The 25,090-nt window shown below is 53.3% G+C and carries 22 protein-coding genes; 12 read left to right on the top strand and 10 right to left on the bottom strand.

The features are described 5' to 3' along the window. Positions 1-75 precede the first annotated feature (75 nt). The 8 genes from G604_RS0110055 to G604_RS0110020 all read left to right on the top strand — a co-directional run bounded on the left by G604_RS0110055 (position 76) and on the right by G604_RS0110020 (position 11,213). Positions 76-756 (top strand): fumarate reductase, encoded by a 681-nt coding sequence (locus G604_RS0110055; protein WP_028910455.1) that lies wholly within the window; start codon positions 76-78, stop codon positions 754-756. 66 nt (positions 757-822) lie between these two features. Continuing rightward, positions 823-2,769: a fumarate reductase/succinate dehydrogenase flavoprotein subunit gene (locus tag G604_RS0110050; RefSeq protein WP_028910454.1), complete on the top strand. Its 1,947-nt coding sequence runs from the start codon at positions 823-825 to the stop codon at positions 2,767-2,769. A 7-nt stretch (positions 2,770-2,776) separates the two neighbouring features. Then, positions 2,777-3,532 (top strand): succinate dehydrogenase/fumarate reductase iron-sulfur subunit, encoded by a 756-nt coding sequence (locus G604_RS0110045; RefSeq protein WP_028910453.1) that lies wholly within the window; start codon positions 2,777-2,779, stop codon positions 3,530-3,532. A 165-nt stretch (positions 3,533-3,697) separates the two neighbouring features. Then, a complete protein-coding gene (gene pncB / locus G604_RS0110040; RefSeq protein WP_028910452.1) occupies positions 3,698-4,912 on the top strand; it encodes a nicotinate phosphoribosyltransferase in 1,215 nt (404 codons plus the stop codon). Next, on the top strand, positions 4,905-6,167 hold the full coding sequence (locus G604_RS0110035; RefSeq protein WP_028910451.1) for a THUMP-like domain-containing protein: 1,263 nt from the start codon (positions 4,905-4,907) through the stop codon (positions 6,165-6,167). The genes pncB and G604_RS0110035 overlap by 8 nt, the downstream gene beginning before the upstream one ends. 85 nt (positions 6,168-6,252) lie before the next feature. Beyond that, positions 6,253-7,398, top strand: a complete 1,146-nt coding sequence (locus G604_RS0110030; protein ID WP_028910450.1) for a hypothetical protein — start codon at positions 6,253-6,255, stop codon at positions 7,396-7,398. Positions 7,399-7,561: 163 nt separating this feature from the next. After that, on the top strand, positions 7,562-9,547 hold the full coding sequence (locus G604_RS0110025) for a DNA topoisomerase IV subunit B (RefSeq protein WP_028910449.1): 1,986 nt from the start codon (positions 7,562-7,564) through the stop codon (positions 9,545-9,547). Between the two features lie 67 nt (positions 9,548-9,614). Next, the gene (locus G604_RS0110020) at positions 9,615-11,213 is read left to right on the top strand and encodes a S41 family peptidase (protein ID WP_028910448.1); all 1,599 of its coding nucleotides are present in this window, start codon (positions 9,615-9,617) and stop codon (positions 11,211-11,213) included. Positions 11,214-11,792: 579 nt separating this feature from the next. On the opposite strand, the gene G604_RS0110010 is transcribed toward G604_RS0110020, so the two are convergent. The 7 genes from G604_RS0110010 to dusB form a co-directional block, all read right to left on the bottom strand. Further along, positions 11,793-13,025 carry an MFS transporter gene (locus G604_RS0110010; protein ID WP_028910446.1) on the bottom strand — a complete coding sequence of 411 codons (1,233 nt, stop codon included), beginning with the start codon at positions 13,023-13,025 and terminating at the stop codon, positions 11,793-11,795. After that, the gene (locus G604_RS0110005) at positions 13,026-13,808 is read right to left on the bottom strand and encodes a porin family protein (RefSeq protein WP_028910445.1); all 783 of its coding nucleotides are present in this window, start codon (positions 13,806-13,808) and stop codon (positions 13,026-13,028) included. It abuts the gene before it with no gap. Positions 13,809-13,819: 11 nt separating this feature from the next. After that, positions 13,820-14,968, bottom strand: a complete 1,149-nt coding sequence (locus G604_RS0110000) for a PCMD domain-containing protein (protein WP_028910444.1) — start codon at positions 14,966-14,968, stop codon at positions 13,820-13,822. 89 nt (positions 14,969-15,057) lie between these two features. Further along, a complete protein-coding gene (ybeY, locus tag G604_RS0109995) occupies positions 15,058-15,474 on the bottom strand; it encodes an rRNA maturation RNase YbeY (protein ID WP_028910443.1) in 417 nt (138 codons plus the stop codon). Between the two features lie 29 nt (positions 15,475-15,503). Continuing rightward, positions 15,504-15,956 (bottom strand): pantetheine-phosphate adenylyltransferase, encoded by a 453-nt coding sequence (gene coaD / locus G604_RS0109990; RefSeq protein ID WP_028910442.1) that lies wholly within the window; start codon positions 15,954-15,956, stop codon positions 15,504-15,506. 25 nt (positions 15,957-15,981) lie between these two features. Next, positions 15,982-17,019: a Holliday junction branch migration DNA helicase RuvB gene (ruvB, locus tag G604_RS0109985; protein WP_028910441.1), complete on the bottom strand. Its 1,038-nt coding sequence runs from the start codon at positions 17,017-17,019 to the stop codon at positions 15,982-15,984. A gap of 117 nt (positions 17,020-17,136) precedes the next feature. After that, complete coding sequence (dusB, locus tag G604_RS0109980; protein WP_028910440.1) at positions 17,137-18,150, bottom strand: tRNA dihydrouridine synthase DusB; 1,014 nt, start codon at positions 18,148-18,150, stop codon at positions 17,137-17,139. A gap of 98 nt (positions 18,151-18,248) precedes the next feature. On the opposite strand from dusB, the gene G604_RS0109975 reads away from it, so the two are divergent. The 4 genes from G604_RS0109975 (at position 18,249) to G604_RS0109965 (ending at position 22,113) form a co-directional block, all read left to right on the top strand. Then, the gene (locus G604_RS0109975) at positions 18,249-20,234 is read left to right on the top strand and encodes an OPT family oligopeptide transporter (protein ID WP_028910439.1); all 1,986 of its coding nucleotides are present in this window, start codon (positions 18,249-18,251) and stop codon (positions 20,232-20,234) included. Between the two features lie 204 nt (positions 20,235-20,438). After that, entirely contained in the window at positions 20,439-20,594 is a 156-nt protein-coding gene (locus tag G604_RS15265) for a hypothetical protein (protein WP_155941918.1), read from the top strand. 130 nt (positions 20,595-20,724) lie between these two features. Then, positions 20,725-21,123 (top strand): hypothetical protein, encoded by a 399-nt coding sequence (locus G604_RS0109970; protein WP_028910438.1) that lies wholly within the window; start codon positions 20,725-20,727, stop codon positions 21,121-21,123. A 126-nt stretch (positions 21,124-21,249) separates the two neighbouring features. Continuing rightward, positions 21,250-22,113 (top strand): hypothetical protein, encoded by an 864-nt coding sequence (locus G604_RS0109965; RefSeq protein WP_155941917.1) that lies wholly within the window; start codon positions 21,250-21,252, stop codon positions 22,111-22,113. Positions 22,114-22,172: 59 nt separating this feature from the next. Here G604_RS0109965 and dprA read toward each other — a convergent pair whose 3' ends face one another. The 3 genes from dprA to G604_RS0109950 are packed head-to-tail and all read right to left on the bottom strand — an operon-like array spanning position 22,173 to position 25,067. Beyond that, positions 22,173-23,306, bottom strand: a complete 1,134-nt coding sequence (gene dprA, locus G604_RS0109960; protein ID WP_028910436.1) for a DNA-processing protein DprA — start codon at positions 23,304-23,306, stop codon at positions 22,173-22,175. A 31-nt stretch (positions 23,307-23,337) separates the two neighbouring features. Next, positions 23,338-23,754, bottom strand: a complete 417-nt coding sequence (locus G604_RS0109955) for an acyl-CoA thioesterase (protein ID WP_028910435.1) — start codon at positions 23,752-23,754, stop codon at positions 23,338-23,340. 20 nt (positions 23,755-23,774) lie between these two features. After that, positions 23,775-25,067 (bottom strand): DUF2851 family protein, encoded by a 1,293-nt coding sequence (locus G604_RS0109950; protein ID WP_028910434.1) that lies wholly within the window; start codon positions 25,065-25,067, stop codon positions 23,775-23,777. Positions 25,068-25,090 lie beyond the last annotated feature (23 nt).

Raw genomic sequence — 25,090 nt, 5'->3', positions numbered from 1 at the left:
TAGGTATGGCGAGACCTATGAAAAAAGCGAACAATATCAGTTTCAAACAGTTAAATATCTAAATTTCAATCATTTATGTGGTTAATTAATTCACCTATTGGTAGAAAGGTGGTGATGTCTGTGACAGGCATCTGCCTCATTCTCTTCCTGACATTCCACTGTTGTATGAATATCGCTGCATTCTTCAGCGGTGATGCTTACAACACGGTATGTGAGTTCCTCGGTTCCAACTGGTATGCCGTTATCGGCACTCTGGGGTTGGCATTCCTGGCAGTTTGCCATATTGTGTATGCCTTCATCCTGACCGCGCAGAACCGTCGTGCACGTGGTGACGAGCGTTATGCCGTTACTGCCCGTTGGAAGGAAGTGAGCTGGGCCAGTCAGAACATGCTCGTATTGGGTCTGATCATCCTGCTCGGCCTGATTCTCCACCTCTACAATTTCTGGGGACATATGATGTTCGCTGATCTGGCAGGCATTCAGGTAGCACATGATCCTGCTGATGGTTTCGCATGGATTCAGGATACCTTTGCTAATCCGGTGTTCTCCATCCTGTATCTTGTATGGCTCTGTGCCATTTGGTTCCACCTCTCCCACGGCTTCTGGAGCGCTATGCAGACCCTCGGTTGGAGTGGTAAGATTTGGCTGAAGCGTTGGCAGTGCATCGGTATCGTTTATGTGACGATTCTGATGGGTATCTTCGCTTTCCTGATCCTCTCTTTCTGGTTGGGCTTCGCTCCCAGTTATTGTGCATAGTCTTATACCTCATCGTTATAAGCTATCAACTTGTCAACTATAAATACGTAAAACTATCACTGAATTATGTCACAGATAGATTCCAAGATTCCAGAAGGCCCTCTGGCCGAGAAATGGACCAATTATAAAGCACATCAGAAACTTGTCAACCCTGCCAACCGTCGTAAGCTTGACATCATCGTTGTTGGTACTGGTCTTGCCGGTGCATCCGCAGCAGCCAGTCTGGGTGAGATGGGCTTCCATGTAATTAACTTCTGCATTCAGGACTCTCCCCGTCGTGCACACTCTATTGCCGCTCAGGGTGGTATCAATGCAGCTAAGAATTATCAGAATGATGGTGACTCTGTCTACCGTCTTTTCTATGATACCATCAAGGGTGGTGACTACCGTGCCCGTGAGGCCAACGTTTATCGTTTGGCAGAGGTCAGCGCGAACATCATCGACCAGTGTGTTGCTCAGGGTGTACCTTTCGCCCGTGAGTATGGTGGTATGCTTGCCAACCGTTCTTTTGGTGGCGTGCAGGTCAGCCGTACGTTCTATGCCAAGGGTCAGACGGGTCAGCAGCTGTTGCTCGGTGCTTACTCTTCCTTAATGAAGGAAGTACACCGTGGCAGTGTTGAGCTCCACACTCGTACGGAGATGGAGGATGTCGTCCTCATCGACGGTCGTGCCCGTGGTATCATCGCTAAGAACCTCGTCAGCGGCAAGCTCGAGCGTTATAGCGCACATGCCGTATGTATCGCTACCGGTGGATACGGTAATACTTATTTCCTCTCCACGAACGCTATGGGTTGCAACTGTACCGCAGCTCTTCAGTGCTATCGTAAGGGAGCTTACTTCGCTAACCCGTGTTTCGTACAGATCCACCCGACCTGTATTCCAGTCCACGGTGACAAGCAGAGTAAGCTGACGCTGATGTCTGAGTCCCTTCGTAATGATGGTCGTATCTGGGTACCGAAGAAGCTCGAGGATGCCAAGGCCCTGCAGGCCGGTAAGCTGAAAGGCCGCGATATTCCCGAGGAAGACCGCGACTACTATCTGGAGCGCCGTTATCCTGCCTTTGGTAACCTCGTACCTCGTGACGTTGCCTCTCGTGCTGCTAAGGAGCGTACCGATAAGGGCTACGGTGTGAACAACACCGGTCTGGCCGTCTTCCTTGACTTCTCCGATGCTTTCAAGCGTCTCGGTCGTGATGTCGTTGACCAGCGTTATGGTAACCTCTTCGATATGTATCAGGAGATCACGGATGTCGATCCCCATGAGAACCCGATGATGATCTATCCTGCTATCCACTACACGATGGGTGGTATCTGGGTAGACTACGAGCTGCAGACCTCTATCCCCGGTCTCTTCGCTCTTGGTGAGTGCAACTTCTCCGACCACGGTGCTAACCGCCTCGGTGCTTCCGCACTGATGCAGGGTCTGAGTGATGGTTACTTCGTCATTCCTTATACCATTATGAATTATCTGAGCGATCAGATCACGGTTCCCCGCTTCTCTACCGACCTTCCCGAGTTTGAGGAGGCTGAGAAGGGAGTTCAGAAGGAGATCGACCGCATCTATGGCATTCAGGGTGATGAGAGTGTTGACCACATCCACAAGAAGCTGTACCACATCATGTGGGATCACGTGGGTATGGCCCGTAACAAGGAAGGACTGGAGACCGCTCTGAAGCAGCTCAAGGAGCTCCGCAAGGAGTTTGACGAGCATGTCCGCATCCCCGGCAGCAAGGAAGGTCTTAATGTCGAGCTCGACAAGGCCATCCATCTCCGTGACTTCATCACAATGGGTGAGCTCATCGCTTATGATGCCCTGAACCGTAACGAGAGCTGCGGCGGTCATTTCCGTGAGGAGAGCCAGACCGAGGAAGGCGAGGCCAAGCGTGACGATGAGAACTATATGTATGTCGCCTGCTGGAAGTACCAGGGTTCCGATGAGGTAGCCCCTGAGCTTCTGAAGGAGCCTCTCAACTATCAGTATATCAAGGTACAGACACGTAATTATAAGAAGTAATATAGCAATGGATACAAATATAAGTTTCACGCTCAAAGTATGGCGTCAGAACGGACCTCAGGCAAAAGGTCATTTCGATACTTTCGAGATGAAGGACATCCCTGGTGATACCTCCTTCCTCGAGATGCTGGATATTCTGAATGAGCAGTTGATCGAGGCTGGCAAGGAGCCGTTTGTCTTCGACCATGACTGTCGTGAGGGTATCTGTGGTATGTGCTCCCTGTATATCAATGGTCATCCCCACGGTCCTGCACAGGGTGCCACTACGTGCCAGCTCTACATGCGTCGTTTCCATGACGGTGATGTCATCACTGTCGAGCCGTGGCGTTCCGCCGCTTTCCCGGTGATCAAGGACTGCATGGTCGACCGCAGCGCTTTCGATAAGATCATCGCTGCCGGTGGTTATACCTCCGTACGTACTGGTCAGGCACAGGATGCCAATGCTATCCTGATCTCCAAGGAGGCCGCTGACGAGGCTATGGACTGCGCAACGTGCATTGGTTGTGGCGCTTGTGTCGCAGCCTGCAAGAATGGTTCCGCCATGCTCTTCGTCTCCTCTAAGGTCAGCCAGCTCGCTCTCCTTCCGCAGGGTCGTCCTGAGGCAGCCCGTCGTGCTAAGGCTATGGTAGCAAAGATGGAGGAGCTCGGCTTCGGTAACTGCACGAATACCCGTGCCTGCGAGGCAGAGTGCCCGAAGAACGAGTCCATCGCCAACATCGCCCGTCTGAACCGTGAGTTCATCAAGGCTAAACTTGCTGATTAATATTTATCCTGGTTAGGGCGCTCACAAGGGGTGCTCAAAGGGCGCCCACAAGGGGTGCCCCTACGAGGGAAAATAAGAATAGATTCCCGTCTAAGCATAAAACTTAGGCGGGAATTTTTGTTTTTGGGAGAAAATTGCTAAATTTGCAGCCATATACTATTCTTTATGCAGCAAATTATCAACCATTTTACCGATGACGACTTATACAAGTTCAGCATGTGCTGTGCCGTCATTGATAACTATCCTCGTGCAGAGGTGAAGTACACCTTTGTGGACCGCAACAACACGGTCTATCCTCCCGGGTTTGCTGATTTAGTGAAGGAACAGATCAAGATGTTGGAGAATGTAGTGATCACCGATGAGGAGATCGCCTTCATGAAATCGAAGTGCTATTATATGCCGAGTTGGTTCTTCACCTATCTGAAAGGCTTCCGCTATCGCAGTGAGTGGACGACAGTGGAGCAGGACGCGGAGGGTCATTTGCATATTAGTTTCGAAGGCAACTGGAGCGATACGATCCTCCTGGAGGTGAAGGTGCTGGCCATCGTTTCGGAGCTGTATTATATCGTCACGAAGCAGAACCAGGACTTCGATTATGACGATTACTATCGTCGAACGTATGAAAAGGGCGAGCGACTGCTGAATGCCGGCTGCATCTTCTCCGATTTTGGAACCCGTCGCCGTGCCTCTTTCAAGGCAGAGGATACCATTGTGCGTGCATTCCGTGACTGCCAGTCCTCCCGCAGTGATTGGAAGGGCCGTTTCGTGGGAACGAGTAATGTCTATCTTGCCATGAAATACGGTCTCACTCCAGTGGGTACGATGGCCCATGAGTTTGTCTGTGCTATCGGCGGCATGTTCGGTCCCCAGATGGCCAATCATATAGCGATGAATGCCTGGCGTCACACTTTCAACGGTGCCCTCGGTACGTATCTCTACGACAGTTTCGGATGGGACATCTTCTCCCTGAATTTCTCCGAGGACTTTGCGAATCTCTTCAAAGGCCTGCGTGTCGACAGTGGTGACAACCGAAAGGAGTTGCAGAAGATCTGTGATAAATACAAGAGTCTGAATATTGACAGCCGTACGAAGCAGGTGATTTTCTCCAATGCGCTGACGACAGATGACGCCATAGAGATTCAGCAGTATGCCAGTAAGGTCTGTCAGCCGTCTTTCGGCATCGGCACCCATTTCACGAATGACTTCCCTCATACAGCCCCGATGAATACCGTCATCAAGCTCACGGCCGTGAAGATCACGGAGTCGTGGCCTTTCTACAATGACACGTGTAAGATTTCCGAGGATGACGGCAAGCATACCGGCAAGCCGGAGGTCATCAAACGGTTTATGGAGGAGATTCATTTCAAGGAAAATGAATAGAACAACGGAAGCTTTTATTCGTGCGCACCGGGATGACGATGTCCGCCAACTGGTCTTTCAGGGGTCACGGTATCCTGATGTCGACCTGCCCTATGCCCTTGACCAGATAGCCGGGTGGCAGCGAGCATGCAAGAAACTTCCCTCTTGGGCTGCTGTCGACGGTCTTCGCTATCCTCCCCATCTCTCCATGGAACAGTGCTCCAGTGAGTCTACGGGCGCTTACAAGCGGTCTGTGCTGCAGCGTCTGACGGCCTCGTGGAGAGATGGCGCCCTCTATGACCTCACGGGCGGTTTCGGTGTTGATTTCTCCTTCCTGGCGCCCCTCTTCCCGACAGCTGTCTATGTGGAGCGTCAGGCCTCTCTCTGTGAGCTGGCACGCCATAATTTCCCGTTGTTGGGCCTCCGTCATGCCGACGTGCTATGTGCCGAGGGAGAAGCCGTGCTTGAAGAGATTCCCGAAGCTACCGAATCATCGCCCGTCGTGCTCTTCCTTGATCCTGCCCGGCGAGACAGTCATGGTGGCAAGACGGTGTTGTTGGAGGACTGCACACCCGATGTGACGCGCCTTCGTGACGGTCTTCTGAGAAAGGCCACGCTCGTGATGCTGAAGCTCTCACCGATGCTCGACTGGCATGCTGCCGTAGCGGCTCTTTCGGCACCGGTCTCCGGTAGCGTCTGTGAAGAGACTTCCGGAGATGTCTGTGGTGGCGTGTGTGAGGTTCATATCGTCTCCGTGGGCAATGAATGCAAGGAGCTCCTTCTCGTGCTCTCCCGTGGCTTCAGAGGCGCTCCTACGGTTTATTGCGTCAACGATGGCGACAGCTTCATCTGGCAACCTGGTATGGAGACTGTCTCCGTCATAGCAAATGCGGAAATAATGAGAAGAGATCCACCATTCTTTCTCTACGAGCCCAACTCGTCGATCCGCAAGGCCGGCTGTTTCGATGCTGTATCGGCGCGTTTTGGGGTCTTTCCGCTTGGAGCCAACAGTCATCTCTTTGTCTCCACCCGCCTCGTCCCCGCCTTTCCCGGACGTCGTTTCGTTGTGGAGACCGTGACGACGATGAACAAGAAGCAGTTGAAGTCAGCGTTGCAGGGCATCACGCAGGCGAATATCACTGTTAGAAATTTCCCGATGACCGTCAAAGAATTACGTCGGAAACTGAAGTTGCGTGATGGTGGTGACACCTATCTTTTTGCCACGACGGTGGGCGACCGTGAACATCGTTTGTTCATCTGTAAGAAATTAAATTAATTTAATATTTACCCCAATCTTTTGAGAAATGGGGAAAATGTAGTAAATTTGCACATTTCAAGCACATTATTAGAAGAATAAATTCATGTCATCAGTTGATATTAAGCAGGTTCAGACGAAGTTCGACCTCAAGAAATTCATTGATTTCCATTACGATCTCTATGCTGGAAACAAGTACGACGTACCCAATCTTTTCAGCGATGAGATGAACACGCTGCGCAAGGACCGCAATGCCGCCTTCGACTTCTGTGAGGCAGAGTATTATTTGGCCTATCGTGATGGGAAGATTGTCGGTCGTGTGGCCGCTATCATCAACACTCATGCCAACGAGGCCTGGGGCCGGAAGTGTGTGCGCTTCGGTTGGATCGACTTCATTGATGACATCGAGGTCTCCAAGGCGCTGCTGAAAGCTGTTGCCGACTATGGCCGCCGGAAAGGAATGGATGAGATCGTCGGGCCTTTAGGCTTCACCGATATGGACCCCGAGGGCATGCTTACGGCGGGCTATGACCGTCTCGGTACGATGCCGACGATTTACAACTATCCCTACTATCCCGAGCACATGGAGAAGATGGGCGGCTGGGACAAGGATAATGACTATGTAGAGTACTACCTCCCTGTTCCGGAGAAGATCCCGGAGAAATACGCTAATGTCTCAAAGATCGTTGAGGAGCGTTATAACCTCCACGTGAAGAAGCTCACGCGTGATGATATTTTCAAGCGTGGCTATGGCGACAAAGTTTTCCAGGTCATCAACGACACTTACAGTCATCTCTATGGTTATTCGAAGCTCACGGAGCGTCAGGTGCAGCAGTATACAAAGATGTACCTGCAATATATCGACCTTGACTTGGTGACGCTCATTGAGGACTGGAACAAGGACCGCAAGGTTGTCGGCGTCGGTATAAGTCTGCCGTCGTTGTCTCTGGCCCTTCAGAAATGCCGTCGTGGCCGTCTGCTGCCTTTTGGCTGGTGGCATGTCCTTCGTGCACTGAAGTTCCATAAGACTCCCGCCGTTGACCTGTTGCTCATCGGCGTCCTTCCCGAGTACCGCAGCAAGGGAGCCAACTCCCTGCTTTTCTCCGACCTTATTCCTCGTTATCAAAAATACGGTTTCAAATGGGGCGAGACGCAGGTGGAGATGGAAACGAACGAGAGCGTGCAGAGTCAGTGGGGACCGCTGAATCCCGTGCTGCATAAGCGCCGTAGATGCTATAAGCGGAAGTTGTAGAAGGGAACCTCTGTGGATCCTTGCGCTTGCAAAGCGCAAGCACACAACGGCAGGCCATTCTACATTGCCGCATGCATCCTGCAAAGAATAATGAGGTGTGTAACGTTGTCACGTTGTCACACGTATTTCCGCCAGAGAAGGGGAAAATAAAAAGGAATGAGTTATGAGTGAAAACAAAGAAGGAACCGATAACAAACCTATCGAGCAGCCTGTAGCCTATACCGAGGATAACATCCGTCACCTGAGTGACATGGAGCATATCCGTACGCGTCCGGGCATGTATATCGGCCGCCTCGGCGACGGTAAGTTGCCCGAGGATGGTATTTATGTGTTGCTGAAGGAGACCATTGACAACTCCATTGACGAGTTCAAGATGCATGCCGGCGACCGCATAGAGGTGGACATTGATGACAACCATCGTGTCAGTGTCCGCGACTATGGCCGTGGTATTCCCCAGGGCAAGCTCGTGGAGGCTGTCAGCGTGCTCAATACCGGTGGAAAATACGATACGAAGGTATTCCAAAAGAGCGTCGGCCTGAATGGTGTCGGTATTAAGGCCGTCAACGCCCTTAGCAGTCATTTCTGCGTCATGTCCTACCGAGACGGGAAGGTCCGTGAACTCCGTTTTGAGAAAGGCATCAAGACTTTCGACAACATGCGGGAGACGCAGGACGAGAACGGTACCTACGTCTGTTTTGAGCCTGACGACACGCTTTTTAAAGGCTACAGTTTCCAGGATGATATTGTGGAGACGATGCTCCGCAACTACACCTATTTAAATACGGGTCTTACGATTCTCTATAATGACCGCCGCATTGCCAGCCGTCATGGCTTGAAGGACTTGCTGACCGATAATATGACCGTCGATGGTCTTTATGACATCGTCCATTTGAAAGGCGATGACATTGAGATCGCCTTCACCCATACCAACCAGTATGGCGAGGAGTATTATTCCTTTGTCAACGGCCAGCATACTACTCAGGGCGGTACCCATCAGAGCGCTTTTAAGGAGCATATTGCCCGTACTATCAAGGAGTTTTTCGGAAAGAACTACGAGTATACCGACATTCGAAACGGTCTTGTCGGCGCCATTGCCATCAATATCCAGGAGCCCGTCTTCGAGAGTCAGACGAAGATCAAGCTCGGCAGTACGCAGGTGGACCCGAAAGATCCCAACAGTGAATCGATCAACAAGTTTGTCGGCGATTTCATCAAACAGAATGTCGACAACTACCTCCATATCCACAGTGATGTCGCTGAGGTTCTGGAGGCAAAGATCAAGAGCAGCGAGCATGAGCGTAAGGCCATGGCAGGCGTGACGAAGCTTGCCCGTGAGCGTGCCAAGAAAGCCAGTCTCCACAACCGCAAGCTCCGTGACTGCCGCATCCATTATAATGACGCCAAGAATGAGCGCAAGGAGGAGAGCTCTATCTTCATCACCGAGGGTGACTCTGCCAGCGGAAGTATCACGAAGAGCCGTGATGTCAACACGCAGGCCGTCTTCTCCCTTCGTGGCAAGCCGCTGAACTCCTTCGGTCTGACGAAGAAGGTAGTGTACGAGAATGAGGAGTTCAACCTCTTGCAGGCCGCTCTGAACATCGAGGATGGTCTCGACGATTTGCGATATAATAAGGTCATCGTTGCTACCGATGCTGATGTCGACGGTATGCACATCCGTCTGCTCATCATCACCTTCTTCCTCCAGTTCTATCCCGAGTTGATCAAGAAGGGCCATGTCTATGTCCTTCAGACGCCGCTCTTCCGAGTCCGCAACCGCCGTACGAAGATCAAGAACAAGCAGGTCATTGCTGACGCTGATGCCAAACTCGGTCCGAAAGAGAAGAAAGGTGATTTCATCACGCGTTACTGTTACAGTGACGAGGAGCGCCGCCAGGCTATCTCCGCCCTTGGTCCCGATCCCGAAATTACGCGTTTCAAGGGTCTCGGCGAGATCAGTCCCGACGAGTTCCGTCATTTCATTGGCCCCGATATGCGCCTTGAGCAGGTCACGCTGCATAAGAACGATCAGGTGCAGAAGCTCCTGGAGTATTATATGGGCAAGAATACGATGGAGCGCCAGAACTTCATCATCGATAATCTCGTCATTGAGGAGGATAAGCCGGAAGAAGAGACCTCTACCCAATCGTAAGATGCTGTTAGGACGCCCACAAGGGGTGCCCCTACGGAGAAAAAATAAGAACACAACGAAAATAATGATGAGAAAGACGAAAAACATACTTATAGGCGCGCTGCTGTTGCTGCTCGCCTTCTTTATGGTGCAGCCGGCGTGCGCGCAGCTGCGCTTCAATTTCGGGAAGGGATCACCACTGCGGAAACTGCAGATGGCCGAACTCGCCATCAGTAATCTCTATGTCGACACCGTCAACGAGAACAAACTCGTGGAAGATGGTATCCGCGGCATGCTCGAGAAGCTTGATCCCCATTCCTCCTATTCCCCGGCCAGTGAGGCCAAGAGCCTGGAGGAAGGACTCAACGGCGGCTTCGACGGCATTGGCGTGCAGTTCAACATGCTGCAGGACACCCTTGTTGTCATCCAGACTGTCGTGAAGGGTCCGTCAGAGAAAGTCGGCATCCTCCCAGGCGACCGCATCGTGGCTGTCAACGACACGGCCATTGCCGGTGTGAAGATGGATAAGGCGGAGATTATGCGCCGTCTGAGAGGTCGCAGGGGCACTGTAGCGCACTTGAAGATCATCCGTCGGGGTGTAAGCCATCCGTTGACTTTTAACGTCGTACGCGACAAAATTCCGTTGAAGACGCTTGATGCCGCCTACATGATTCGTCCGGGTGTCGGTTATATTCGTCTGAGCTCCTTCGGCATGAAGAGTGACGAGGAAGTAGCCGTGGCCCTCGACTCGTTGAAGAAACAGGGCATGAAAGACCTCATCTTCGACCTTCAGGACAATGGCGGCGGCTATCTGCAGGCAGCCGTGGCCATCGCCCAGGAGTTTCTGCAGCCCGGTGACCTCATCGTCTACACCCAGGGCCGCGTGTCTCCGCGCCAAGACTTCAACAGCGGACAGCGTGGCCGTTTCCGCGACGGCCGTCTCGTTGTCCTCATCAACGAGTTCTCCGCTTCTGCCGCTGAGATCGTCACGGGTTCCGTTCAGGACCAGGACCGTGGCACCGTCGTCGGTCGCCGCTCCTTCGGTAAGGGCCTCGTCCAGCGCCCCATTCCCTTTGAGGACGGTAGTATGATGCGGCTCACGGTAGCCCATTACTACACGCCGAGTGGCCGTTGCATCCAGAAGCCTTACAAGAAGGGAGACTTGAAAGACTATGAGATGGATTTCGACAACCGATATAAGCATGGTGAGCTGACGAATGTTGACAGTATCCATCTTGACAAGAGCCATACCTATTATACGCTCCGCAAGCACCGTCCCGTCTATGGTGGCGGTGGTATCATGCCCGATGTCTTCGTGCCCCTCGACACGCTGCAGTATACGGCTTATCACCGCAAACTGATGATGAGCAATGTCGTGATGGACAACTATCTCCGTTATGTCGACAATAGCCGCAAGGCGCTGAAGAAACATTACAAGACTTTCGAGGCGTTCAACAGCGACTATACCGTTCCCGATGACCTTATCGCCAAGATCCGCGAGGATGGCAAGAAGCAGAAGATCGAGCCGAAGGACGATGCCGAGCTTCAGCGTACCCTTCCTTATCTGAAGTTGCAGTTGAAGGCCCTTGTAGCCCGTGATCTGTGGGATATGAACGAGTATTTCAAGATCATGAACGAGAGCAACGCTATCGTCCAAAAAGGCATCCAGGTGATTGAAGGGAAATGATTACTTTTGTTCCGATCATTGCGGTGCGTGGCCGCAACATGGCGGCCACCTACAAGAGGATCTATGAATTATACAGGCAATCCTCCAATTGCCATCAAGCTATTTTGCGGTCGTAAACAACGGAGATAATTTTCTATCTCTGTTGTTTATGAAATTCTGCACGATAGATCCGGGAGGCGGCAGGCAGAATTGTCTTGTGATGTTACGTTGTTACGTCAGTGGAATATATATAGAGATATTTCAGTAGAATCCCTATATGAATCGTATTATCAAGAAAAGCAATAAGACAATGAAGATAATGCGGTTTATTTTGCTCTCTGTGGGCCTTTTTCTCTTCTGTGGACAATCTATCGCCCAAAACGTAATAACGGCTTCAGCGGGCTCTCAGAGGTCTCTACTGCGCTTTGACTTCTCCGTCCGCTACCGGGAGACGGGAAAGGCATGGAGAAATGTGGATACCTACGGCTGGAAAGTGGATCATGTCGTGTCCGGGCGGCATCACAATGATCTTCATCGGGGAGCATATTGACGGCGTGACGTTCGAATAAAGCATCCTCCCTTAGGGCGTGACGTTGTGTGCTAGTGTTGAATGGCCTGCCGTTGTGTGCTTGCGCTTTGCAAGCGCAAGGTGGCGTAGCAGCCTACGGCGAGGAGCTGGGCGACGGTGCTGACGGCGACCGTGGCGGTGATGCTCTGGTCGTAGAGGGCACCGAGGAGCCAACTGCCGAGGAACCAGGCAATGCCGAAGCAGCACTCGAAGATGCCGTAGCCCGTGGCACGGCTGCGCTTCGGCACCATCGTCGTCACTGTGGCCTTGAGGATACTCTCCTGGGCGCCCATGCCGATGCCCCAAAGGATAACACCGATGATGGCAGCCATTTTACTGGCTCCGAGGAAGACGAAGGCGGCGAAAGGTGTAGCGATGAGGGTCGCGAGGATTAGCGACCTACGCGCGTGCTTGTCGTACATCCATCCGAAGACGAAAGCTGCCGCGGCATCGGTGAGCATCGCCAGGGCATAGAGCAAGGGAATGGTGTCGGCGCTGAAGAGACTTCTGCGGGAGAAATGCATCACCACGAGGGAGTAGTCGATGAAGCCGAAGGCAAAACAACTGATACCAAGGATGTAGATCACGAAACTCTTGTGAATCTTAAAAGGAATATACTCCTTGGGCTCGGGCTCGAAATTCTCGGGGTGCGGGAATTTCCGGTAGGTCAGCCATAAGAGGAAGAGGGTGATGGCACCGGGGATGACGAGAAAGGCAAAGCAGTTGCGGTAGTCGTAGAAGACGTCATCGTGGTGCTGGAAGAGCATGATGACGTAGAGCAGCAGCGGCCCGAGGACGGCACCGATCTGGTCGAGGAGCTCCTGGATGGCGAAACTCTTGCCGACACCCTCCTGTGTGGCGGCAAATGACATGACGGTGTCCTTGGCGGGCTTCTTGATGGCCTTGCCGAGGCGTTGGATGATGAGCAGGGCGCAGGCGAAGATCCAGCCATGGCGGCTTGTCAGGGCCAAGGCGGGTACGGCGACGACATCAAGGGTATAGCCGAGGATGACCATCGGCCAGTAGCGCCGCGTGCGGTCGGTGAGGCGTCCGAAGACATAGCGCAGTCCGTAACCCACGAGTTCTCCGAGTCCGGAGACGAAGCCGATGACCGCCGCTGAGGCTCCGGCGAGGCTGAGGAAGGCTCCACGGATACTGTTGGCACTCTCGTGGGTCATATCAGAGAAGAGGCTCACGAGGCCAAAAAGAAGAATAAATGTCATGGCCGCGGAGAGGTGTCCGCGGCCATTTGGTCTTTGTTTCATTTAGAATAGATATCCGAACCCGATGTTGAAGGCAATCTGGTGCATACGGAATGTGATGGTCTTAAAATCACTGTGGAAGATATTCTCAGGACCGTAGGCGAGGTTGGCGTTGACATTGAAATGCTTGTAGGCACGCCAACTGCCGCCGATCTCCAGGCCCCACTGGAATTTGCGGAGATCATCGGAGAAATCATACGTGGCGTTTTTTCCGTCCTTGAACTCTGCTTTCTCGCCTGTCGGCGTGAGGTTGCGGAGGTAACCATCATGGACTTCTCCGTCGAAACTACCGTCAACCTGGAAGGAGGCGTAGAGGCCTGCCCATACGCGCCAGCGGTCGTTGAAACGATAATTGACATCAACGGGAATGGTGAAGAGAGTGGAGGAGTAGTTGGTCTTCACGTCTCCCGTCCAGTAGCCCGTCATATAGTTGCCCTCGTCGACGACGGTGGTATGGTAGTTCTTTACGCGGGCTTTCGTTGACATGCGCTTTTCTTCGAGCTTCAGTCCCGTGGACAAACCCCATGGACTGCGCTTGCCGTCATCACCGAACCAATAGGTGGCGATACCGGCGATGGAACCGTTGAGCTTGGGGTTGTAGCCTTTCACCTCACGGATCTCACGGGGAAAGGGGACGGGCGTTGCCCCGCCGATGTTGATACCGGCGCGCACCTCAAAGTCCCAGCCTTTCGCGGAGGCGGCCACGAGACTGTTGTCACGGTCGGTCTGTGCTGATACAGAAAGGGTGGCAAGCGCCATCCCCAGCAATATGATATTTCTTTTCATTCGTTTGCAGTTTAGAAATCACCTTTAGAATATACGTGTACCTCGTCGACATAGAGTGTAGAGCCAACGGCTCCCTCGAAGTCGGCACCATGGCGGCTGGAGCTCATGACGATGGCGAGCCGGTATTTGCCGGAGGCAAGTTTCGCGGCGTCGAAGGTCTTGCCGTTGACGGCCTTGAAGGGGATGAGGAAGAAGGTCCAGTTGTCGGTCTCTTTCCATTCTTTTGCCTCGGCGATGCTCACGATATTCTTGCTCGTCTTGATATTCGTACCGTCGAGATAGGGCACGTCGTCCGTGGCCTCGTACATCACGGCATAGATATCGCAGGAGTCATGGCGGTCTTTAAGCTCATTCATGTTCTTGTCGGTGAACACGCTGCCGGCCTTGTACTTATACCAGCCGGTGAGGACCAGAGGCTCCTTGCGGAAGGGGCGGCCGAAATGGGTGCTCTTGGCGGGACTGCTGATGTCGAGAACGAAGTCGCCGATGAAGAGGTTACCGGCGGCGATGGGTGCCCCAAACATCTTTCCAAGGGCGCCTGTGGATTTTGTCTCCAGTTTCACACATTTCCCTTTATAGCCGTTGTCGGACTGCTGGGTAGGATAGGAGGCGGGATTATTCTTGTCGTCATCCGTAATCATGAAACCGGCATTGCCGCTGCCCCAGTCGGTAGTGGTGCCGTCAATGGTGTCGTAGAAGATCTGATAGAAGAGGCTGTCAGCTTCGGGATCCCATTCGTCGACATACTTGTATTGCCGCACGTTCTCGAAGGAAAAGTCTGTGGGGACATCATTGGAGAGGAAAGAGACGGTGTATTTCTTGCTCCAGTTGCCATCCTCCGAGGTGACGGTGTAGGTCTGCGGCTGGGTGAAGTCGCGGACAGTACCGTTGGCGGGATCAATGGTGGCGCCGGGAGTGAGGGTGAACGACGGTGACAGCTTCGTCAAATCATCCCAGCCGTTGACATAGACTTTCACCTCGTCGTTGGTGATGACGGGCTCGCCGATAGGCTTGATCTGCGTACTGTCGAGGATAATGGACGTGATGTCGGCCTCGGCATTCAGGGCCTCGTCACGGATACAGGATGAGAGGACCATTGAAGCACTGCTCATCAAGGTAATGGCCATGAGCCACTGCCGCAAGGATTTCATTTTGCTCATAGTTTCTTAAGGGATAGCTCGCTATGGCCCTCAATAGACTGCCATTGGAACTTCCCTATCTACGTTTACTTTTTTAATACTTTACTTTTTTACTTTTCCATCATGGCGAGGGCGGCATTCTCGTTGGCCTCCATGATCTCACGCTCGCCGGGGCCTTTGTCATTGATGCCGCAGAGGTGGAGGATGCCATGGATGATGACACGGTGGAGCTCGTCGTCATAAGTCTTGCCGAACTTTTCCGCGTTGGAGCGCACGGTGTCGAGGCTGATGACGATATCGCCGTTGAGGATATCGTCCTCATCGTAGTCGAAGGTGATGATGTCCGTGTAGTAGTCGTGACCGAGATACTGCTTGTTGACCTCGAGGATCTTCTCGTCGTCAACGAACATATACCCGATTTCACCGACCTTACGGCCATGAGCGGCAGCGACCTTCTTGATCCACGCTGTCGTTTCTCGTTTCTTGATTTTCGGCATTTTCACGCCGTCAACATTGTAGGTAATCATATATCGTTGTTTACGGAATTTTTACTTCTTTACTTTTTTACTTTTCCTGGCAGGAATTCGGACACGTCCTTGCCGAAGAAGCGGAGCTCGCGCACGAGGGTGCTGCTGACGCTCTGCAGTTGCGGGTCGGTGAAGAAGAGGAGCGTCTCCACGCCACTGAGCCGACGGTTGATATCAGCCTGCTCACGCTCATATTCGAAGTCCTTGATCGAGCGGATGCCGCGGACGATGAAACGGGCGTTTTCGCGCTTGGCCATGTCGACGGTGAGGTCACTGTAGGCCTTCACCTCGATCTGCGGGTCATCGGCATAGATAGCCTGGATGTCGGCCACACGCTGCGTGATCTCCTCCTCCGTATGCTTGAGCTTGGAGACGGCGACGGCGATGACGAGGCGGTCGAAGAGCGGTTTGGCCCGCTTGACAATGTCGGCGTGGCCGATGGTGAAGGGATCAAAGGTCCCCGTGAAGAGTGCTGTTCGCATTTTACTTCTTTACTTTTTTACTTTTTTACTTTTGAAAGAGGTCCTGCCCCATGACATTGCCGGCGTAAGGGTTGCGGCCGAGGTGGTCGTAGGCGAGCTTCGTGACCATACGGCCACGCGGCGTGCGCTTGATGAAGCCCTCCATGATGAGGTAAGGCTCGTAGACCTCCTCCACGGTACCCGCATCCTCGCCGATGGCGGTGGCGATCGTCGTGATGCCCACGGGGCCACCGCGGAACTTGTCGATAATGGTCAGAAGAATCTTATTGTCGATTTCATCGAGACCATACTGGTCGATGTTCAGCGCCTGAAGGGCTACCATGGCGATATCTTTCGTGATGGTACCGTTGCCTTTCACCTGGGCGAAGTCACGGACACGGCGCAGCAGACCGTTGGCGATACGCGGCGTGCCACGGCTGCGGCGGCTGATCTCTGCCGCTGCCTCGTCCTCGATGGGTACTTTCAGCAGACGGGCGCTGCGCTTGATGATCTTCTGCAACGTCTCGGGATCATAATACTCGAGATGGAGGTTGATGCCGAAACGGGCACGGAGAGGTGCTGTGAGGAGGCCGCTGCGCGTTGTGGCACCGATGAGCGTGAAGGGGTTCAGGTCGAGCTGGATGCTGCGGGCTGACGGTCCCTTATCGATCATGATGTCGATGCGGTAGTCCTCCATGGCCGAATAGAGGTATTCCTCGACGACGGGAGAGAGACGGTGGATCTCATCGATGAAGAGCACGTCGTTGGGCTCGAGCGAGGTAAGGATGCCCGCGAGATCACCGGGCTTGTCGAGGACAGGACCGGAGGTGATCTTGAAGCCCACGCCGAGCTCGTTGGCGATGATGTTGCTCAGCGTCGTCTTTCCAAGGCCGGGAGGACCATGGAGAAGCGTATGGTCGAGGGGTTCTCCCCTGTATTTGGCGGCCTCTACGAAGACACGGAGGTTGTCGACGACCTTCTGTTGACCGCTGAAATCGTCGAATTTCAACGGCCGCAGGGCCTTCTCAAACTCTTTCTCTGCCGAGGAGAGGTTCTCGTTTTCTCTGATATCTATATCTTCCAAAGACTTTTAAAATTAAAGAATTAAAAAATTAAACGAAGACGGAGTGTGGGTGTTAATGGCTTGCCGTTGTGTGCTTGCGCTTTGCAAGCGCAAGGTTGCGCCAATGTTTTTACTTATTTACTTTTTTAATTTTACCCTGCACTCTTCCAGTATCCTCACGAGCTCCTCCTTCGTGTCGGCACGGAGCATGGCGATGCGCGTCTGACGGAAATCGGGGATGCCCTTGAAGATCGGGGAGGCGGCGAGATGGCGGCGCGTGTGGAGGATGCCGCGGTATTCATCAATACGGTTGATGTTGATGTCCAACTGTTCCTCTAAGATGTCGATCTTATCATCGAGGGAGAGAGAGCCTTTCCCGGTTTGGGCGCCCATAAGGGGTGCCCCTACGGAGGATTGGTCGAGATAGTCGCGGATCTCCTTGAAGATCCACGGACGGCCAAAGGTGGCGCGGCCGATCATCACGGCGTCGACACCATAGTCGTCGAAGGCACGCTTGGCCTCCTCGGGTGTCGTGATGTCACCGTTGCCGATGATGGGGATATGGATGCGGGGGTTGCGCTTCACCTCACCGATGAGGGTCCAGTCGGCATGCCCCGTATACATCTGTGAGCGTGTGCGGCCGTGGATCGTCAGCGCCTGGATGCCACAGTCCTGCAACTGTTCGGCGAGATCGGTGATGATGAGGTTGTTCATATCCCAGCCGAGGCGCGTCTTCACGGTCACGGGGGTGTGGACGGCCTTCACGACCTCCCTCGTGATATCCAGCAGCAGCGGTATATTCTTCAGCATGCCCGCTCCGGCACCTTTCCCGGCGACTTTCTTCACGGGGCAGCCGAAATTGAGATCGATAACATCGGGGTGCACCTGCTCCACGATTTTCGCGGCCTCGACCATCGACGCCACATCGCGACCGTAGATCTGAATGCCTACGGGGCGCTCGTCGTCATCGATGACCATCTTCGAGAGTGTCGACTTGATGCTCCGGATGATGGCATCGGCAGAGACGAACTCCGTATAGACCATCGCGGCGCCGAAGCGCTTGCAGAGTTTGCGGAATCCGATGTCGGTGACATCTTCCATAGGAGCGAGAAACAGCGGTCTGTCTCCAAATTCTATATTACCTATTTTCATTTGTGTGCAAAATTACAAAAAAGAAAAGAAGTAGGGGATTACTTTTTTACTTTTTTACTTTTTTACTTTTTAATTTTTCCCTATCTTTGCAAACAATTATGGAAAACAAGGAAAAAGAACAGATCCAGTTGCCCGACAACGCGTTTCGGGAACTGAAGGACGGGGAAGAGTATACCCCGATCATGAAACCGGACCAGGTATATCCGGAAGTAAATGGCTGGTCGGTGAGCTGGGGTATCGTTATGGCGATCCTCTTCTCTGCCGCTGCCGCCTATCTCGGCTTGAAGGTCGGCCAGGTCTTCGAGGCTGCCATCCCCATCGCCATCATCGCCGTCGGCGTCTCTACGGCGACGCACCGCAGCAAGGCCCTCGGCGAGAATGTCATTATCCAGAGCATCGGTGCCTGTTCGGGAGCCGTCGTTGCCGGTGCCATCTTCACATTGCCGGCTATCTATATCCTCCAGGCGAAATATCCGGAGATGACGACATCCTTTATGAAGATCTTCATGGCCTCGGCCCTTGGTGGCATCATCGGCATCCTCTTCCTCATTCCTTTCCGGAAGTATTTCGTCAGTGACATGCACGGCAAATATCCCTTCCCGGAGGCTACGGCAACGACACAGGTGCTCGTCTCCGGCGCTAAGGGTGGTGACCAGGCGAAGCCGTTGCTCATCGCCGGTCTTGTCGGTGGTCTCTATGATTTCATCGTCGCCTCCTTCGGCTGGTGGAATGAGAACTTCACGAGTCGTGTGTGCACGTGGGGCCAGCAGCTGGCTGATCACGCGAAGCTCGTCTTCAAGGTCAACACGGGTGCTGCCGTTCTCGGTCTCGGTTATATCGTCGGCTTGCGCTATGCCCTGTATATCACCTTCGGATCCCTCGCCGTGTGGTGGCTCATCGTACCAGGTATGAGCCTTGTCTTCCACGACCAGGTGCTGAATATGTGGGATCCGTCGATCACGACGACCGTCGGTGCCATGAGCCCCGAAGAGATCTTCAAGGCTTATGGCCGCAGCATCGGTATCGGCGGCATCGCCATGGCCGGTATCATCGGTATCATCAAGAGCTGGGGCATCATTAAGGGTGCCGTAAGTCTTGCCAGCCGAGAGTTGAAAGGCAAGAGTGGGGCAGAAGCACAGGTGAAGCGCACGCAACGCGATATCTCGTTTAAGATCATTGCCATCGGTTCCCTGGTGACGATCCTCATCACTTTCCTCTTCTTCTGGTTCGGCGTGATGCAGGGCAATCTCCTCTTCGCCATCGTCGGTATCCTCTTGGTGACGATCATCGCCTTTCTCTTCACCACTGTCGCTGCCAATGCCATTGCTATCGTCGGCAGCAACCCGGTGTCGGGTATGACGCTGATGACGCTCATCCTCGCCTCCGTCGTCATGGTTGCCGTAGGTCTGAAAGGTCCCGGTGGCATGCTCGCCGCACTGATCATGGGTGGCGTCGTCTGTACGGCGTTGTCGATGGCCGGCAGTTTCATCACCGACTTGAAGATTGGTTACTGGCTCGGCACGACCCCGAAGAAGCAGGAGACGTGGAAGTTTTTCGGCACCCTCGTCTCCGCAGCTACCGTCGGTGGCGTGATGATGCTCCTCAATAAGACTTACGGCTTCGCCAGCGGCCAGCTTGCTGCCCCGCAGGCTAATGCCATGGCTGCCGTCATCGACCCGCTGATGAATGGTGTCGGTGCTCCGTGGCTGCTTTATGGCATCGGCGCTGTCATCGCCATCATCCTCGACCGCTGTGGCATCTCCGCACTGGCCTTCGCCCTCGGTATGTTCATCCCCATTGAGTTGAATATCCCCCTCGTCGTTGGTGGCGCCCTCAACTGGTATGTCACCTCCCGCTCGAAGGATGCTGCCGTCAACAAGGCACGTGGTGAGAAGGGCACGCTCATCGCCAGTGGCTTCATCGCCGGTGGCGCCCTGATGGGTGTTGTCAGCGCGCTGTTGAAGTTCGGCGGTGTGGAGCTGAGTATCGCTGACACGTGGTGGACGAACCCGATGTCGGAGGTCTGCAGCCTTGCCGCCTATATCCTTCTGATCACCTATTTTGTCAAAGCCACGAAGAAATAATTTCATCCCCCTACGGTGGATGATTTGTCTCAAAAGAGGGTATTGTTTGTGCAATACCCTCTTTTTGTGAGGATTACGTGATAGTCGTTTAACACGAATGTCATCTTCTCCTGGCACGCTGCCGCCACGACGACGAACAATAAGGAAACTGTTTATTCCAACACAAATGAAGGAAAGGGCACCCCTGCCATCGAGACGGCATGGGTGTCTTCGGCAACGGAGGCAAACGGATTCGTCGCCGACACTACCAATGGTTATTATTTCTCCACAGGCTCCTGGGATCGTGCGCTCTTTATCGCCAAGGATCTCTTCATGTCGGGTGAGATTACAGCCTTATGTCGGGTGAGATTACAGCCTTGAAGAAAACCTACAGCGATCTCAGTGTCGACGTCACCGTGAAGTATCTGGTTGATGGCGCAACAACCTCTGAACCTGCGCAGATCTCGCCGAAATATCATGTGAGTAGCGGGTGGACGGGCTTCTGCAATTTATGTTCGGCTTTGATAAGTTCAGTATCAATGGTTGGAAATACATGGATATCACCGTTAATGCGGCTCTGAAGGATCTTATCGACCACAACAACCTTTGGATTGGTGGCAACGACTTCACGATCTCGGGTATCTATTTCCTCCACGATAGTAAAGGCGATGTGGCCTGGGCCGACCGCAGCAGTGAGGTCCGTAGCAGCTATGTCTATCATAACTACCTCGATCTCTCTACGGGTACGAGTCAAACGGTAGATATCGTCTTCAGCGATGCTATCATGAAGTTTCATGCCGTTGATGGCAGCAGTAGTGAGGTGATCCCCGTCTATACTGGCGATTCGAATATTCCCGATGGCCCGATCAATGATGCCAAGCAGAATAATTATTTTGATTGGGGCGAATAATAGAAAAAGGGGGCCGCATTTGTACGGTCCCTTTTTTTTATCTTTTTTCCTATTTTTTATATAGAATCTTTTTGTGTAATTTTGCTGTCGATTATAAATTAATACTCAAATATCAACACTAAACTCATGATTAACAAAAAACTTCTACTTGCATGCGTGGTACTGCTTGTCAGTGTCATTTGTGTCTTTGCCAAGTCTTCGACAGTATGGTCGGGGTCTTTCGATCCTCAAAACTGGGGAGCCTGGCAGGAAATCAACCTCTCTGATCCTGTTGTTGACGGCGACACGATCGTTTTCAAGGGCGATGTCTCCGACAATGCCCAGATTCAGATCGATGACAAGAATTGGGCGCCTATCGATGGTCCGTATGTCGATTTTAAGGCTGGTGTCTATAAACTTGCCGTCACCAGTGATAATGCCGCAGCCATCAATGGTGGCATCTATGTCAAGGGTCAGGGCTTCACGCTGAAGTCCGTTGACGTGATCAAGAAGTCTTCTGATGACGATCAGACTTCCGATAACACCTCGTCCGAAATAGAGTATCAGCCGCTCCCTTGGTCTGACTCCTTCGATGCCAATAATTGGAATAGTCAACTGGCATTGAAAAACAAGGATATGAAAGCTGGTGATAAGCTCATCTTCACCGGTACTGTCTCCGGCGCTTCCCAGGACAGCCCCGCCCAACTGCAGGTGGCTACGCCCGACTTCTCCGTCTTTCTGACGACCGACAATGGCAACTATAATGATTACGACGGCGACTTCAACCTGGAGGTTACTGCCGACAATGTAGACTTGCTGCGTAGTGGCTTTGTCGTAAAAGGTCAGAGCTATACCCTTGAGGAGGTCCGCGTCATCTCCTCTATCTCTACGAAGATCAACGGTATCTCCGGTGATCATCGTCAGAAAGGCGTCTATTACAATCTGAATGGCCAGCGCATGAGCGAGCCGAAGGGTATTTGTATCCTTCAGGGTAAGAAGATCTTGAAATAGATCGAACTGACTTATGCTTCCTTGCGCTTGCAAAGCGCAAGCACACGACGGCGTGCCATTCAACTCAATAGATGATAGACACCGCCGGCCATGGCTTTGACGACACCCTTCATCTCCAACTGGAAGAGGAGGGCGGTGAGACGGCCGATGGGGATGGCGGTATGGATGGCAATCTTATTGATTTGAAGATTATCCTGCTTTTTTAAGGCATTGACGATCTGCTCTTCGTCCGGACTGAGGTCCACGAAGAGCTGACGCTCAATGCCTTTTCGTTTGGCCTCGTAGAGGATGCTGTCTTCCTGCCACCCCATGGTTCTGACGAAATCTTCGGCACTGGTGATCAGACCGGCGCCACTGTCTCGGATCAGGTTGTTGCAGCCCTCGCTATAGGGCGCGTTGATGACGGGACCGGGGAAGGCGAAGACCTCACGGCCATAGTCTTGAGCCATACCAGTGGTGATGAGACCGCCACCCTTGGCGGCACTCTCCACGAGGATCGTGGCATCGCTCATACCGGCGACGATGCGGTTGCGACGGATGAAGTTGACCTTCTCCGCTCTTGTCTGCGTGAGAAACTCCGTGAGCAATCCACCGTGGTCGATCATCTCCCTTGCCGTCTCCCGATGGGCGGCAGGATAGAGGTCGTCGAGGCCATGGGCGAGGACGCCGACAGTGGGAAAGCCATCGGCAAGGGCGTTGCGGTGGGCGCAGATATCGACACCATAGGCGAGGCCACTGACGATGAGCACTTCTGGGCAGTAGGCTTTCAACTCCTTGATGAAATGTCGGATGATATCCTGGCCGTAGGTCGTACAACGGCGTGTGCCCACGATGTCGATGATATGCCGTTGATTGAGATCGGCATTGCCCTTGTAGAAGAGCACAAGGGGCGCGTCATCCACCTCTTTCAGCCGTTGGGGATAATCAGGGTCATTCAGACAGAGCACATGGACGCCATGCTGTTGGTCCCACGCATACTCCACCTCTGCTCGCTTCAGCGGCTCATCGATATTTTCCAAGGCTTCGATGAGGCGTGGTTGGGCATCGGGAAGGATATCTCGGATATCTTTCCTGTGGGCAATGACTTCTTCCGCCGAGCCGAGTCGACGGTAGAGCTGCAGCAGTCCGGCGAGGGAGAAATAGTTCAGCCTCGTCAGGGCGATGGAGGATATGATCTCTTGGTCTGATGACATTAACCTTTTACTTCTTTACTTTTTTACCTTTTTACTTTTCCATGAAGGGTGCGAAGGCCTCGTCGTATTCGGGGCTGACGGCGAGGCGGCCGTTGACGAGACAGACGAGCTCAACCTTCGCACGGCAGGAGAGCTTGTTGTCGCGTTCACGGTAGATATCCTGGTGGAAGATATAGCGCACGCCCTGTTTCTCAATCCACAGTTTGGAGATCATGAAGTCGTCGCACTGCAGCGGGGCCTTGTATTCGAGAGTCATGCGGGCGACGACGGCGTCAGTGCCCTTCTCATGCATGTCCTTGAAACTCAGCCCCGTCTTCTGGAGGAAGCGGTGGCGGGTATGCTCGAAATAGTGGAGGTAGTTGGCATTGTTGACGATACCCTCGATATCGCACTCGTAGTCTCTTACTTCCAGCCGCGTCTCGAAGACGTAAGGATGATTCTTTTCCATTTTTATTGTATATATTGATCTTATTTTTTCAGATATTCATAACCAAAACGGCAGCGGAGGCAGTCTTTCTTATCGCAGTATTCTTTCTTCAACTGGATCAGCGCCTGACTGTCGCCGGCATTCTCCACGGGGAGTCCCACCTCCTGCCACATGGAGATGATATGGTTCTTCTCCGCCTTGAGCTGTTCGAGGATATCGAAGGCACGGTCGCAGAGGGTGTCGTCCTGCTTATGGCGTCCGTAGGCGAAGAGTATTGGCACGGCGGTGTTGATGAGCAGCAGGTTGAGGCTGAAGGGGGAGAGGCGCTTGCCATTCTTCGTACTCGTAGAGCCGAAGGTGTAGTGCGTCTCCCAGTAAGGGGTCACGCCAATGCGCAGGATCTCGTTCATCGCCTTGATAGAGTCGGCCTCGAGGAGTTGGCTCAGCCCCGCCTTGTGCTGGTAGTAAAGGTTGGCCAACTGCGAGATGCGGATGTGCGGGAAGTTCTGCGGGCGCAGCCGTAGGAAGCGCCACAGATGCCAGTCGATGGGCTGCAGGTTGAACTTATGGGCGAGATAGAGATATTCCTCCCTCAGCTTATTGAAATAGCCCTCGCCAAGCGCGTCTTTCTGATATCGCTTCGGCACGGAGTCGATGTCGAGTAGTCCGGCCTGCCCCATGAATATCGCCTCAATCTGGAAGAGATTGTCGCGGTGGTGGTCGACATCGTGGAGCGGAATGGCGCGGGCCCACTGCTCGAAGGTGTCGTTGTTGATGCCGAAGCCGTAGTTGCGGGCGAGGGTGACGAAGTAGGCACTCTCCCAGTCGCCGCCGCAGTCGTCCACGCGCTTTGCTATCGCCTCCGTCTTCTGTTCGAGTCGCTCCGTCTGCAAGGCACTCATCCACGAATGGACGGTGAGGCGCGAGAGGGTAGGGATGACGCGGTAGCACGGTGGATAGGTGTCGGTGGTGATCAACTGCTGGTAATTACCCCGTACGCTCCGGGGGACATCGAGCTGCATCTGCGTGAGCACCTCTCCCCGGCTGTTTTTTGCCTCGACGTCCACGATACCGCAGACATGGAGGATGACATTGTCGTAATGGCTGTCCTGGTCGTGGCCATGAAGAAACCAGTCAGAGGCCCGGTCGTGGATCTCCACGTTGCCCACCCAGAGGGTATTGCCGATCTTTATTTTGGCATTGAAGAAGTCGGGTCCGGCATTGCGGTTGTGCAGTCCCGGGTCGATCACTTCCACCGTCTGTCCGTCCGTCGTCGTCAGCGGGCGCAGGGGGAATAGCTTGTGTTTCCAGACATAGTGCAAGAGTTGTTCCATAGGCTTCTTCATTATAGGTATGT

The sequence above is a fragment of the Prevotella sp. AGR2160 genome (assembly GCF_000424185.1).
GTDB lineage: Bacteria > Bacteroidota > Bacteroidia > Bacteroidales > Bacteroidaceae > Prevotella.
Note: the sequence above shows the minus strand (reverse complement) of the source record. Positions and strands in the feature narration are given on the sequence as shown.